Origin of the sequence: Paenibacillus hubeiensis (genome assembly GCF_032334105.1) — a bacterium.
Classification (GTDB): Bacteria; Bacillota; Bacilli; order Paenibacillales; family Paenibacillaceae; genus Paenibacillus; species Paenibacillus hubeiensis.
Genome location: NZ_JAVYAE020000002.1, coordinates 779,434 through 793,483 on the forward strand (window position 1 = coordinate 779,434; position 14,050 = coordinate 793,483).

The following is a 14,050-nucleotide window of genomic DNA, read 5'->3' on the forward strand; positions in this document are numbered from 1 at the left end:
AGTGTTATAGATGGCACTAAGAGAAGATTTTCTATGGGGTGGAGCCGTTGCGGCCAATCAATGCGAAGGGGGATATAGAGAAGGGAATAAGGGACTATCCAACGTTGATGTCATTCCGGCAGGCAAAGATCGTGTTCCTGTGTTGCGAGGTAAAATGAAAATGCTGGAATGTGATAATGAGCATTTCTATCCAAGCCATGAGGCGATCGATTTTTATCATCGCTACAAAGAAGACATTGCCTTGCTTGCTGAAATGGGCTTTAAGTGTTTCCGTTTATCGTTGGCATGGACAAGAATCTTCCCTAATGGAGATGACGAGCTTCCAAACGAAGAGGGTTTGAAATTTTATGATGATGTGTTCGACGAGTGCTTGAAATATGGGATCGAGCCATTAGTAACGATTACCCACTTTGACGTGCCCATCCATTTGGTGAAAACGATCGGTTCGTGGAGAAGTCGGAAAATGGTTGGTCATTATGAGAGATTGTGTGAAACGATCTTCAACCGTTATCAGCATAAAGTGAAATACTGGCTTACCTTTAACGAAATCAACATGTTGTTACACCTGCCTTTCGGAAGTTCCGGGCTTGTGTTTGAAGAAGGCGAAAATGAAGATGCTGTTAAGTATCAGGCTGCTCATCATCAGTTAATTGCAAGTGCAAAAGCAACTGAAATTGCTCGTAGAATCAATCCCGAGATGAAGATTGGCTGTATGTTGGCGGGTGCCAACACGTATCCGTATACTTGTGCACCAGAGGATGTTTGGAAAGCAATGACAAGAGATCGTGAGCATTATTTCTTCGTCGATGTACAATCCCGTGGCGAGTATCCGAACTATGCGAAGAAAATGTTGGAACGAATGAATATTAATATCGTGATGGAAGACGGAGATGAGGAATGCTTACGAAACAATACCGTTGATTTTATATCCTTCAGTTATTATGGTTCAAGGTTAACAAGTGCAGACCCGGAAGTAAATACAAAAACGGCAGCCAATCTGTTCCCAACACTGCGCAATCCACATCTGAGAACGAGTGAATGGGGATGGCAAATCGATTCGAAAGGTTTAAGGATAACATTGAACTCGTTATATGACCGTTATCAGAAGCCGCTATTTATCGTCGAAAATGGATTGGGGGCGATCGATACGCCTGATGAGATGGGGATTATTGCAGATGATTACCGAATCGAGTATTTGCGCGAACATATCCAAGCCTTTATAACCGCCGTGGAGGAAGATGGCGTAGATTTGTTGGGGTATACAACTTGGGGATGTATTGACTTAGTAAGCTCCAGTTCGGGGCAGATGAGTAAAAGATACGGTTTTATTTATGTTGATAAAGATGACGATGGAAAGGGGACATTGAAACGCAGCAAGAAAAAATCGTTTGATTGGTATAAAAAAGTCATTGAAAGCAATGGTACAGTGCTCTAACGAATCAGCAATAACGCATGAAGTCATTGGCTTAATGCGTTATTGCGTTCTCTCCTACAACGAAGTGAAGCCATAAAGGAGTTGGTCTTTTATTATATCCAAGGAGAAGCTTAGAACCTATTCGTTACTGTCCGTTGCGTTGTTAATCTCCTCAGGTCCAGTAATCGCCGCTAATATACCTGCCATCGCGAAGGCTTTTCCAGGCATATCGTTAACCCATGTAGGCTTACTGACGACAATCCCTTCACTGTTTGTTATTCTGGGTGTTTTGATCGGAAATCGTCTGGAACAAGTGATTGGAAAGAAAGTAACGATACTTACAGGATTAGGGCTTGTTCTCATTGCAGGAATTTTTCCCGCATTATATCATGAGCATTTTTCATTGTTATTCGTTTCGCGTTGTTTATTTGGGCTAGGTATAGGCTTGTTTAATAGGTTAATTATTCAGATGATAAGTGATATGTATCGTGAGAATCCAAGTAAACAGGCAACCGTGATCGGTTTAGAAAGTGCTTTTGAAGGTTTAGGCGGTATTTGCCTAACGCTACTGGTTGGTCAACTTTTGCCAATGGGCTGGCATACTTCATTTTGTGTTTATGGACTGGCACTGCCTGTTTTCATCGCATTTTTATGTTTCATTCCTTCTGATCGAAGAGGACTTAATGAAAATAAAAAGCAACAGCTTACAACGCATTCAGATCATACACTTGATAAAAAATCACTTCAAGTCATGATCGGTTTTGGCGTTTTATTGTTTTTGATCGTAATGATTTTTATTAATTACAATATACAGATTACACCATTACTTCTGGAGCAAAAGATTGGGAATGCAACAAATGGTAGTAATATGCTTGCATTTTTAGGTTTAGGAGCTTTTATTGCTGGATTTTCCTTTGGTAAGATATACAAAATTTTCGGACATTATATCGTGGCCTCCTCGATGATGTTACTTGGAGGAGCAATGTTGGTTACGACAGTCTCACAAAGTATCATTCTTACGACCTTTTGTTCAATGGTCATCGGTTTTTCGTTTCGCTGCATTATGCCATATTTACTGCATATCTTTGCACGACAAATCGCCAGAATGGCGAAATTAGGCACAACAATTGTATTGATCTCGTACAACCTGGGAGCGACACTGTCGCCATACGAAGGAAGTTTGATTAAGGAGATGCTCCATCTTTCAGATGTGCAGGATTTGGTTTCTAGTAATGCAATTATTGTAATGATAATTTCTATTGGAGGGTTTGGAGTAACGGCATTTTATCATAAGGATTTGAAAGAACAGAAGACAAAGAATTGATGTCGATTAATCGGCAATTGGTACAAGGAAAGTTGTTAAAGCCGTTTCATAGGAAATTGCAAAAAAGGCAGCGGCAAAAGCGGTAAAAAAATCATCTATAAGTAAGAGTGGTTCTTTAAAGATGGACCTGCAGCTCTTTGGAGATCCAATTGAAGCACTTAGCGGAGCAAACACTGATGGATCCAGATCAAGCTATCGCAACGACCGGCAATTTTCTGATATTTGATGTATCCAAATTTCATTTTATTATATTGGCTCCAATACTCTGTTTTTAATTCCATCCATTTTTCTTTATTCTTGAGTATATTTTTATAATTGCTCGCTTCAGAAGAAGAGATGTCATATTGGATTTGAATCCATTCTTGAAATCCCTGTAAAAAACGAGTAGGGACTTAGGGAGTATAGATGGAATCATTACTCTAATTATTGAAATCTGAAAGATATAGAAAGAATAGATTTTAGTTTTGTTGTTATTATCCGTACCGTTAACATTAATTGCGATTGGACCACTTGGATCCATTATCGGTAATGGTTTGTTAGGTGGAATCCAATGGTTGTTTGATAACGCATCCATATTCGCAAGTATTCTAATTGGTGGTATGATGTCAATATTAATCATCACAGGCATGCACTATGCGTTGTTGCCTATTGTTGTTAGTTCCATGGCGACACTGGGTTATGACTTTATTATTCCATTGATGTTTGCAGCGAAAATGGCGCAAGGTGATGCTGCACTTGGTGGGGCTCATAAATCCAAAAATGCTAAAACCAAATCGCGGCTTATTCTACGGGAATCACCGCTCTAATCAACAGCCTCTGAAGTAGCAGGGGAGGGAAAGCACAAGATCAACAGATATTTAGTCCAATCACTGGTGAGATCAAATCTCTTAGCGAAGTGCCTGATCCTGCATTTTCGGAAGAAATCATGGGTAAAGGATTCGCCATTCTACCAACTGAAGGACGTGCTGTGTCTCCAGTCAACGGAATCGATGGATTACAGAGACTTACAGCAATTCGCAGATTTATAAATGGAGAAATTCCGGTTTTTGGTTCTTATATTCACGAATTTTGAAGACCAAATTCGTATAATTAGTGATTCAATTAAAGTTAATATTAATGATCTCAAATCAGAAAAGGAAGTTCTTCAGTGGTATGTTGATCTTAACTCAGGTGGAACTCACTCCTCATACAGATGAAGAGATTGAACGAGTAAAGGAAATGATTTCAGAAATGGAGTGATTATATGAACAAGTATGATAAAGCAGAACAAATCATGGATAATCATAGAACCGGGGTATACCCATATCACATCAATCACGATTTAAGACAGAGTGATTATTTTTATAATAAAAATTATACTGAATTTCACGAGCATGATTTTCAATCTATTGTGTTAAGAGTTTCAGATGAACCAAAAGCATTTTACTTAACAGAAGATGATAAGAAATATTATTCCACGCAAGAACTTGAAGTGATAGAGAAAATCAGTAAATAAAATGCTGTTTTTGTAAGGAGAAAATAAAAGAATTGAAAAAAAGAAGATATGACAGTTATCAAAATGTGCGAATAAAAAGGGAAAGGCTAAATGCCTTTCCCTTTTTATTCTGGCTTTAGCCAGTTGAGTGCGCGAAACGCACGAAACAAAAAACCACCCTCTATGCGGGTGGAGGGATTGAGGGTTTGACCACTATGAGCATACTTGAGATGTTCAGGCTCAAGGAAAGGAATGGTCTTAGATGGCAACCAAGAGCTATAGCCTAGCTCACACAAAGTGGATGTGCAAATACCACATTGTATTCACCCCGAAGTATAGACGGAAAGAGATTTATAATCAAGTGAGAAAAGATCTGATTGAAATCTTCAAACGCTTATGTAAGTACAAAGGTGTAGAGATTATAGAAGGTCATATGATGCCGGATCATGTACACATGTTGGTAGCGATCCCATCGAAAATTGCAGTTTCATCGTTCATGGGATATCTAAAAGGAAAAAGCTCGCTAATGATCTTTGAGAAGCATGCCCAGCTCAAATATAAATACGGGAATCGAAAATTCTGGGCAGAAGGATATTACGTGAGTACGGTGGGTTTAAATGAAGCAACGGTAAGAAAGTACATTCGAGAACCAGGAAGCACATGACCAAGCAGTAGATAAGCTGAGTGTAAAAGAGCACGAAGATCCGTTCAGCAGCAACGGGAGCAAGAAATAATAAACCAGTTTAACTGGTAAGTGAAAGTGACAAAAACACTGAGCCTGAACGGATTTGTGGTCAGGCTAGCGTCTTTAGGCGCAGTTTGGCAACAGGGGTTATACCCCAAGAGCAAACCACCTGTTGGACAGGTGTCCTGATTGGAGCGGTACAAGTGCTGTGGAAACATATTGTTCATAACTTGGGCATCCCGGACCTGAATTCAGCACAAACGAGGCGCATTCAACTGTTTTATTACATATATTTCAATTAAATTTGATGAAGTATGGATATTCACCAAGAAAATAATCATAAATTGATAATATATAACCAAAATATAATCAATATAACCAAATAGAAAGGTAGGATATGACTCGTTTACTCCCCGATTTATTATGGATTCATACGGTAATTAAGGAATGTTAAGAAAAAAGGGAAGAAAAATATTGACTGAAAGCGCTTTTAATATTACTATATAATCACATCATGATCAAAAGTTTATCATTACATTATCAATCAAGCAAAAAAAGGGGAATTGGTTTCCAAGTCATGCCTCATTATTTTCATCTGAAGGAGAGTGCTTATGAAACATCAAGGCATCCTGTGGGGGATTGCACCGATTGGTTGGCGCAATGATGACCTCCCGGAAATAGGCGCAGGAAACACGCTTCAGCATCTGCTGAGCGATATCGTCGTTGCTGGATTTCAGGGGACTGAGGTCGGCGGATTTTTTCCGGAGGCAGCCATATTGAACAAGGAGCTCCGGCTGCGCAAGCTAAAGATCGCGGCACAATGGTTCAGCAGTTATATTATCCGCGACGGCATGGAAGGCGTCCTCGAATCTTTCCGCAGACAGTGCAGCTATCTTCAAGCGGTAGAGGCAAGTGCCATCGTTGTATCTGAACAAACTTACAGCGTTCAGGGGTTGGAGAATAATGTCTTTGCCGACAAACCGCATTTCTCGGACCATGAATGGGAGGGATTGTGCAAGGGATTGAACCAGCTTGGCAAAGTTGCCGAGGAATACGGTTTGAAACTGGTATACCATCACCATATGGGAACGGGTGTCCAGACAGCGGAGGAGATCGACCGGCTGATGGCTGGCACTGATCCGGAGCATGTGCATTTGTTGTATGATACGGGCCATATTTATGTCTCCGACGGCGATTATATGACCGTATTGAATCGACATATCGGCCGCATCAAGCATGTCCACTTCAAGGATGCCAGACCCGAGGTGATGAACGAATGCAAAAAAGTCGGAAAATCATTCTTGCAATCTTTCCTGAGCGGAATGTTCACGGTTCCGGGAGACGGCTGCATTGATTTCACGGAGGTGTACCGTAAGCTGACGGGGGCAGGTTATACGGGCTGGATTGTCGTTGAAGCCGAACAGGATCCCGCCATTGCGAATCCCCTTGAATACGCTCTAATTGCCCGCCGATACATTGATGAGAAGCTGCTTGAATCAACATGCGAATCCGAGGAGGGACAGCCTTATGAACACCGAATCCGCTAAAAAGTCCTTTCTGACCAAGATCATATTGATATCCACGCTGGGAGGCCTGCTGTTTGGCTATGATACCGGGGTCATCAACGGTGCGCTGCCTTTCATGTCTGCCGAAGACCAGCTTAACCTGACCTCCTTCACAGGAGGGCTCGTCGCCAGCTCGCTGCTGTTCGGTGCCGCGCTGGGCGCTGTATTCGGAGGGCGATTGTCCGATTACAATGGACGACGAAAAAACATCATGCTGCTTTCCATCGTGTTTTTCATTTCCACGATCGGCTGCGCGCTTGCACCTAACGTAACAATCATGGTCATCTCCCGCTTCCTGCTGGGGCTCGCCGTTGGCGGCGCGTCCGTCACGGTACCGTCCTATCTGGCCGAAGTCTCCCCGGCGGACCAGCGCGGAGCGATTGTTACCCGAAATGAATTGATGATTGTAAGCGGCCAGCTGCTGGCTTTTGTGATCAATGCCATTTTAGGCACTATTTTTGGCGATACCAGCCATGTATGGAGATATATGATCGCCATTGCCGCTCTGCCTGCAATCTTCCTATTCATCGGTATGTTTCGGGTACCCGAAAGCCCACGCTGGCTCGTAACCAAACAGAGAAGCGATGAAGCGCTTGGCGTGCTTGGCAAAATTCGCAGCAAAGAAAAGGCAGCCGAAGAACTTGCAGCGATCCAAACTACGGTTAACCAGGAAAAGGAATTGCAAAAGGCCGGCTTCAAGGATTTGGCGATTCCTTGGGTACGGCGCATCCTGTTCATAGGAATCGGGATTGCCGTCGTTCAACAAATCACAGGCGTTAATTCCATCATGTACTATGGAACTGAAATTTTGAAAGACGCAGGATTTGCCATGGACGCTGCCCTGATTGGAAATATTGCAAACGGTGTCATTTCGGTTGTGGCCACTTTCGTGGGGATATGGCTGCTTGGCAAGGTGGGGCGTCGGCCGATGCTGATCACCGGTCTCGCAGGCACGACAACAGCACTGCTGTTAATTGCGATTCTATCGTCAGTCCTGCAAGGGTCAGCCGCGCTGCCATACGTTGTGCTTGCTTTGACGGTGACGTTCCTGGCCTTTCAGCAGGGGGCGATCTCGCCAGTAACCTGGCTTATGTTATCCGAAATTTTCCCGCTTCGATTGCGTGGATTCGGCATGGGTATAACCGTTTTCTTTCTTTGGATTGTCAACTTTACCATTGGACTGCTATTCCCGGTAATGCTCGGAAGCATGGGCTTGTCGGCCACCTTCTATGTATTCGTCGTGCTGGGCGTACTGGCGATCATGTTCGTTAAATTGTTCCTGCCCGAAACCAAGGGGTTGACGCTGGAACAGCTGGAGCAAAACTTCCGCAACCACGGGAAAGAATCTCGCCATATGCAGGAAAGCTATGGTGCCAATGCGGCATCGACCGATTAATATCAATCATGTAAGCGCTGCATTCATGAAAAAAATCAGGAGGAATCATATCATGACTTTGAACATTGGCGTTATTGGAACAGGAGCAATCGGCCGGGAGCATATCCGGAGAATCACGAACAACTTGTCGGGAGCCAAAATCGTTGCGGTAACCGACGTTAATGCCGAGGCCGCCAAAGCGGCAGTCGATAATTACAATCTGGATGCGCAGGTATTTCCCGACGATAAGACGTTGATCGAATCCGGCGGCGTTGACGCGATTCTTGTAACGAGCTGGGGCCCGGCCCATCAGCAGAGCGTTATGGCGGGGATCGAAGCGGGGAAATACGTATTTTGCGAAAAGCCGCTGGCGACAACGGCCCAAGGATGTATGGAAATTGTCCAAGCGGAGGTCAAGCATGGAAAAAAACTCGTTCAAGTCGGTTTCATGCGCCGTTACGACCAAGGATACCAACAGCTCAAACAGGCAATCGAGAGCAAATTTATCGGCGAGCCTTTGATGATCCGCTGTGCGCACCGCAACCCTGAGGTAGATGACAAATATACGACCGACATGGCGATTACTGATACGCTTATCCATGAGATTGATGTACTGCACTGGCTGGTGAACGATGATTATAAATCAGTACAAGTCGCTTACCCCAAAAAAACAAGACATGCATCCAGCCATCTGCGTGATCCGCAAGTCGTCACACTGGAAACGCAGGGAGGCATCCTGATCAACGCGGAAATTTTCGTGAACTGCAAATACGGGTACGACATTCAGTGCGAAGTCATTGGTGAAGAAGGCATTATCAAACTACCTGAGGTTCCCAGCATTAGTTTCCGTAAAGAGGCCCAGCTAGGAACGCATATTTTGATGGACTGGAAGCAGCGTTTCATTGATGCATACGATCGTGAGCTCCAGGATTTCATTGATGCGATCAGACTGAAAGGCGAACCGCAAGGACCTACTGCATGGGATGGCTATATTGCTGCGGTTACGGCGGATGCATGTGTCAAGGCACAGGAGTCCGGCATTCCGGAGTTGGTGGAACTGGGGGAGAAACCGGCTTTGTACGGCAACGAGGCCGGCAACCGCGTTCAAGTCTGACAGGCCGGGCAGGAGCCTCGGGCCGCTTATGAAAAGGTATAAACACATACGGATGGGAGAATGAACGATGAAACTATGTTTTAATCAGGCAACCACCCTGAACAACTCGAATCTCGCCAAGGATCTGGAATACTGCGAAAGACACGGATATGATTATATCGAAATCCGTACCATGGACAAATTGCCCGAGTATCTGCAGGAACGTTCCGTTGATGAACTGGCGCAATTTTTCCGGTCCAGCCATATCAAACCATTGGCCTTTAACGCTCTTGTATTTTTCAATAACCGGGATGAGGCCGAGTATCGCGAGCTCTTGAAAGAGTATCGCCAAATGTTGGAGATTGGTTCACAGCTGGGTGTGCAATACATCGTTGCCGTTCCGCTCGTGACCGAAAAAAAGATAACGCATGCCGAAATCAAGGCCAGCTCGGTCCAGGTACTGCGAGAGCTGTCGGATCTGGCACAGCCTTATGGCATCCAAATTGCGCTGGAGTTTGTCGGACATCCGCAGTGTACAGTGAACACCTTTGGTCAAGCTTACGACATTGTTGAGGAAGTTGCCCGCGAGAATGTGGGTCTCGTCCTCGATTGCTTCCATTTCCATGCGATGGGCTCCAAGCGCGGGGACCTGCTGCAAGCGGATGTGTCCAAAATCTTTATTGTGCATATCGACGATACCGAAGATTTCCCTATCGGTTTTCTGACCGATGAAGATCGGGTATGGCCTGGTCTGGGTGCGATTGACCTCGATTTTATTTTCGCTACGCTGAAGGCGAAAGGATATGACGGGGTTGTATCGGTCGAGCTCTTCCGTCCGGAGTATTATGAGCTGGATGCGGAAGAAGCGATCCGAACAGCCAAGGAAACGACGCTGCAGGTAGTGTCCAGGCACTACAAGCTGCAGCTGTCCTGAGGACCATTCTTGTATAAGACACGATACAAATGATTACAACCACAAACATCCGGGGTCGCCTGTTCATTCGGTCGACCCCGGATGTTTGTGTGTTAAATGTGAGGGAAAGCGTTCCGGGCTGCCCCAGGCCTGACTTCTGTTGTTCAGCTGGAATCCCAGGTCGGACGAAATCGGGCGGGCTACGGACGACATAACGGCAATGACCGGTTATACCAAAACAGCATGCCTTCTCTCTTAAGACAGAAGGCATGCTGCATATAAGCTGATTCGGAGATTAACAACTTGAAGACACTCCGCCCGGCCCGATCTACAATTCGCCGGTTAAAAACTGCGCCCGGCCGAATCCAAAGCTCCAGTCGCCGGTTCCGTTCTCGACAATGGATACCATCACGTCGCTTGGGGCAATGCCGCATTCCTGCTGCAGACGCTCGGCCAGCAGCTTGTACAGCCTTTCTTTTTGCTCCGGTGTCCGCTCTTTACTGACGACGCTAATGACGATGACCTGGTTGGTACGCTCAAAACCCAGGCCGGTATCCTCGATGATCATTTCATGAGGAGCGTGCTGATGCACAATCTGGTACCGATCCCGCATAGGAACCTGGAAGGCCTCGACCATGGCATAATGGGCGGCATCCAGCAGTTTTTTCATTTCCTCGGGACTTCGACCTTCAATAACGTCAAATCGCAATAATGGCATGTGATTTCCTCCTGTAGTGTCCTGTTTAGGGTATTTTGACCTCGATGCCGTGTGATTCGCAAAAAAGCTGGAACGGATCGGGAAGTGGTTCGGAGCTGATGATCATGTCCACATTTTCCAGTGGTGCATAGGTTAACAGGGTTGATTTGCCGAACTTGCTGGGGTCTGCGAGCAGAAGCAGCGTTTCCGCCTTTTTGGCAATGACCTTCTTGATCTCATATTCCAGCAAATCCGAGTTGGTAAGGCCGTGAGTTGTGCTGATGCCGGTTGCCGCCATAAAGGCCTTATTCACGTTGTATTTGTCGAGCATGCGAGGTTCGTCAATGCCTACGAACGATTTGGTTTTGTGTTTATAAGTATTGCCAATCACCAGCAAATTCACCAGCGGCAGTTCGGATGCGCCATTAATGATATCCAGGCTGTTCGTCAAAAGCGTAAACGAAATGTTCGCTGGAAGATGCTCAGCCATATGCTGGGTTGTTGTGCCTGAATCGATGAAGATCAGGTCGTTCTCTTCGATGCAGGAGGCGGCCAAACGGGCAATGATGCTTTTCTCGGACGAATGCTTGCTTCCCCGATTTTCGAACGGAATAAGCTCTGTGGCGGAGGTGACGCCTCCATACACTTTTTCAACGGCGCCTTTGCGTACAATCTGGTTGATATCCCTCCTTATCGTGTTTTTGGAAACTTCGAATTTCTGGCACAATTCATCCAGAGTGACGCTTTTATGAGAGTGAACGTACTCTTCAATATCCTGCAGACGTCTGGCTTTCATAGGCACTCTCCTGTTTGATTTGATACAATTAATATAAAATAACACCAAAATATTATCAACACTTTATTAAAAATAGACAAAAATATAACAATAGAATTATAATGTTCCTGCCGCAACCAGGAGGGAGGCACAGGAATGCTCGATATTTTGATCCACGAAAATATCATTTTGTTGATTTACATGGCGGTCGGATTCATTGCCTTCAGGCTGAAGCTGCTGCGCAAATCCCACATGGAAGGGTTGTCCAAACTTCTGCTGGGCATCGTGCTGCCGGGCGCCATACTGCACAGCCTGCAAATTCCTTACTCCAGGGAACTACTGGGCGACATTGGCGTCACGATGCTTGTTGCTGTCGCCATATTGCTCTTCACCTTTGCTGCCGGCCTTCTGTCAGCCAAAATGTTACTGCGGACGGGGGAACGGGAAATTTGGGTAGGCTGCTGCGTGTTCTCCAGCATTCTGTTCATCGGCATGCCGATGGTGGAGGGGCTGTACGGAGACCGGGGACTGGCGATACTCGTCACCTACAACACCGTGTTCAATCTGGCTCTGTTCAGCTTGGGGGGAAGCATATTCTCGGGAGCCGGGGCCAGAATGGCGCCGCTGTCCAGGCTGTTGGGCAATCCGGCCATACTTGCAACCGCCGCAGGTTTCATCATGTTCCTGTTCAATGCAAGGCTGCCTACGCCGCTGCTGGAAGCAAGCCGCTGGCTTGGGGGACTAACGGTGCCCATTGCCATGATCCTCACGGGTTCGATGATTGCCGGCAATAAGCTGGGGGCTCTGCTACGGAGCAAGCGGACCTACCTCTTCGTTCTCGTGCGACAGATCCTCGTCCCTGTGGCCTGTCTTCTGTTGATTAAGCAGGTGTTGGACGACCGCGTGCTGCTCGGGATCGCTTTTTTGGTCAGCGCCATGCCTTCAGGGGCCTCGAATGCCGTTTTTGCCGAAACCTATGGAGGGAAAGGGGAGGAGGCTTCGCAATATATCGTCATGTCCACCTTATGTTCCATCTTTACAATCCCGCTGTTGTTCCTGCTCGCATAGACGTTCAATATGCAGGCATGAAGAATCGGAAAATGATCATATTTAGTTTTTTTACTGGGTTGACGGTTAGTTTTTTATCGGATATCATAAAAACATAACCAAAACATAATCAAAAATGTACTTTACAAACCGTGAAATGTCTCTGGTTTTATGGTTCTTATTTTCAACCTGAGGGAGGAGCTTGACGATGTCCACAACGATGAACACAACGGCAAGAAAATTGAAAAACTATATCGGCGGTCAATGGGTGGAAAGTCGCGCGACCAAATATGAAGACGTTTACAATCCGGCTACGAAAGAACGGATATGCCAGGTTCCGCTGTCGACCAAAGAGGACATGGACTATGCAGTGCAAGTTGCGAAAGAAGCCTTCGAGAAATGGAAGAGGGTCGCAGTTCCAAGACGTGCACGCATCCTCTTCAATTACCAGCAGCTGCTTTCGAAGCACAAGGACGAGCTGGCCCGCCTGATTACGATCGAAAACGGCAAGAGTCTGCATGAAGCACTCGGCGAGGTGCAGCGCGGAATAGAGAACGTCGAATTTGCCGCAGGAACGCCTTCACTAATGATGGGAGATTCGCTGGCCTCCATTGCAACGGACGTCGAGGCTGCCAACTACCGTTATCCCATCGGAATCGTCGGAGGCATTGCGCCGTTCAACTTCCCGATGATGGTACCTTGCTGGATGTTCCCGATGGCCATTTCGCTGGGGAATGCCTTTATTTTGAAGCCTTCCGAGCGTACGCCGCTCCTGACCGAAAGACTTGCGGAACTGTTTACCGAAGCCGGGCTGCCTGCTGGCGTATTCAATATCGTGTATGGAGCTCATGACGTCGTCAACGGAATTCTGGAGCATCCGGAAATTAAAGCGATTTCATTCGTTGGCTCCAAGCCGGTCGGCGAGTACGTGTACAAAAAAGGCAGTGAACATCTCAAACGGGTACAGGCGTTGACGGGAGCCAAGAACCATACGATTGTCCTGAATGATGCCAATCTGGAAGATACGGTCACGAACGTGGTAAGCGCAGCATTCGGTTCCGCCGGTGAACGCTGCATGGCCTGTGCCGTCGTGACCGTCGAAGAAGGCATTGCGGATGAATTCATCGCACTGCTCAAAGAAAAAACGCAAAACGTAAAAATGGGGAACGGCTTGGAGGACGGGGTATTTCTTGGCCCGGTCATCCGCGAAGAGAACAAAACGCGTACGATCCGCTACATCGAAAAAGGGATTGAAGAAGGGGCGCAGCTCCTGGTGGACGGTCGGGATCATCTGCTGGAAGACGGCTACTTCGTTGGACCAACCATTTTCGAAGGCGTAACAACCGATATGACCATTTGGAAAGAAGAGATTTTTGCTCCGGTATTGTCCATTATTCGGGTGAAAAACCTGAAGGAAGCGGTGGAAATCGCAAATCAGTCGGAATTCGCCAATGGGGCATGCCTCTTCACCACAAATGCGCACGCCATTCGTTATTTCCGTGAAAATATCGATGCGGGAATGCTGGGCATCAACCTCGGCGTACCCGCTCCGATGGCATTCTTCCCGTTCTCGGGCTGGAAATCTTCGTTCTACGGCACGCTGCATGCCAACGGGAAAGACAGCGTGGATTTCTACACTCGCAAAAAAGTCGTGACCGCACGTTATACGGAACCGGAATTTGAATAAA

General features: G+C 46.2%; 11 protein-coding genes and 2 pseudogenes. 11 read left to right on the plus strand and 2 right to left on the minus strand.

Going from position 1 to position 14,050, the window contains the following annotated elements:
• Positions 1 to 10: 10 nt before the first annotated feature.
• From RSX24_RS09965 to iolI, 9 genes and pseudogenes are all read left to right on the plus strand, one after another.
• Complete coding sequence (locus tag RSX24_RS09965) at positions 11 to 1,435, plus strand: 6-phospho-beta-glucosidase (RefSeq protein WP_343260466.1); 1,425 nt, start codon at positions 11 to 13, stop codon at positions 1,433 to 1,435.
• 139 nt (positions 1,436 to 1,574) lie between these two features.
• The gene (locus tag RSX24_RS09970; protein WP_343260467.1) at positions 1,575 to 2,738 is read left to right on the plus strand and encodes an MFS transporter; all 1,164 of its coding nucleotides are present in this window, start codon (positions 1,575 to 1,577) and stop codon (positions 2,736 to 2,738) included.
• A gap of 467 nt (positions 2,739 to 3,205) precedes the next feature.
• Positions 3,206 to 3,723 (plus strand): annotated as a pseudogene (locus RSX24_RS09975) (PTS glucose transporter subunit IIA); the annotation flags it as partial.
• A 258-nt stretch (positions 3,724 to 3,981) separates the two neighbouring features.
• Positions 3,982 to 4,233 (plus strand): hypothetical protein, encoded by a 252-nt coding sequence (locus tag RSX24_RS09985; RefSeq protein WP_343260469.1) that lies wholly within the window; start codon positions 3,982 to 3,984, stop codon positions 4,231 to 4,233.
• A gap of 241 nt (positions 4,234 to 4,474) precedes the next feature.
• Positions 4,475 to 4,946: pseudogene (tnpA, locus tag RSX24_RS09990) on the plus strand (IS200/IS605 family transposase).
• A 562-nt stretch (positions 4,947 to 5,508) separates the two neighbouring features.
• Positions 5,509 to 6,444, plus strand: a complete 936-nt coding sequence (iolE, locus tag RSX24_RS09995) for a myo-inosose-2 dehydratase (protein WP_343260470.1) — start codon at positions 5,509 to 5,511, stop codon at positions 6,442 to 6,444.
• The gene (locus RSX24_RS10000) at positions 6,425 to 7,858 is read left to right on the plus strand and encodes a sugar porter family MFS transporter (protein ID WP_343260471.1); all 1,434 of its coding nucleotides are present in this window, start codon (positions 6,425 to 6,427) and stop codon (positions 7,856 to 7,858) included. The genes iolE and RSX24_RS10000 overlap by 20 nt, the downstream gene beginning before the upstream one ends.
• Positions 7,859 to 7,910: 52 nt before the next feature.
• Entirely contained in the window at positions 7,911 to 8,951 is a 1,041-nt protein-coding gene (gene iolG, locus RSX24_RS10005) for a bifunctional inositol 2-dehydrogenase/D-chiro-inositol 1-dehydrogenase (RefSeq protein WP_236412857.1), read from the plus strand.
• Between the two features lie 67 nt (positions 8,952 to 9,018).
• Positions 9,019 to 9,864 carry a 2-keto-myo-inositol isomerase gene (gene iolI, locus RSX24_RS10010; RefSeq protein WP_343260472.1) on the plus strand — a complete coding sequence of 282 codons (846 nt, stop codon included), beginning with the start codon at positions 9,019 to 9,021 and terminating at the stop codon, positions 9,862 to 9,864.
• 307 nt (positions 9,865 to 10,171) lie between these two features.
• On the opposite strand, the gene RSX24_RS10015 is transcribed toward iolI, so the two are convergent.
• Both RSX24_RS10015 and RSX24_RS10020 read right to left on the minus strand, forming a co-directional pair.
• Complete coding sequence (locus RSX24_RS10015; RefSeq protein WP_343260473.1) at positions 10,172 to 10,561, minus strand: tautomerase family protein; 390 nt, start codon at positions 10,559 to 10,561, stop codon at positions 10,172 to 10,174.
• Positions 10,562 to 10,586: 25 nt separating this feature from the next.
• Positions 10,587 to 11,336, minus strand: a complete 750-nt coding sequence (locus tag RSX24_RS10020) for a DeoR/GlpR family DNA-binding transcription regulator (RefSeq protein WP_343260474.1) — start codon at positions 11,334 to 11,336, stop codon at positions 10,587 to 10,589.
• Positions 11,337 to 11,471: 135 nt separating this feature from the next.
• Between RSX24_RS10020 and RSX24_RS10025 the strand changes: the two genes are divergently transcribed.
• Positions 11,472 to 12,383: an AEC family transporter gene (locus RSX24_RS10025; RefSeq protein WP_343260475.1), complete on the plus strand. Its 912-nt coding sequence runs from the start codon at positions 11,472 to 11,474 to the stop codon at positions 12,381 to 12,383.
• A 199-nt stretch (positions 12,384 to 12,582) separates the two neighbouring features.
• Positions 12,583 to 14,049, plus strand: a complete 1,467-nt coding sequence (iolA, locus tag RSX24_RS10030) for a methylmalonate-semialdehyde dehydrogenase (protein WP_236412977.1) — start codon at positions 12,583 to 12,585, stop codon at positions 14,047 to 14,049.
• Position 14,050: the final 1 nt, after the last annotated feature.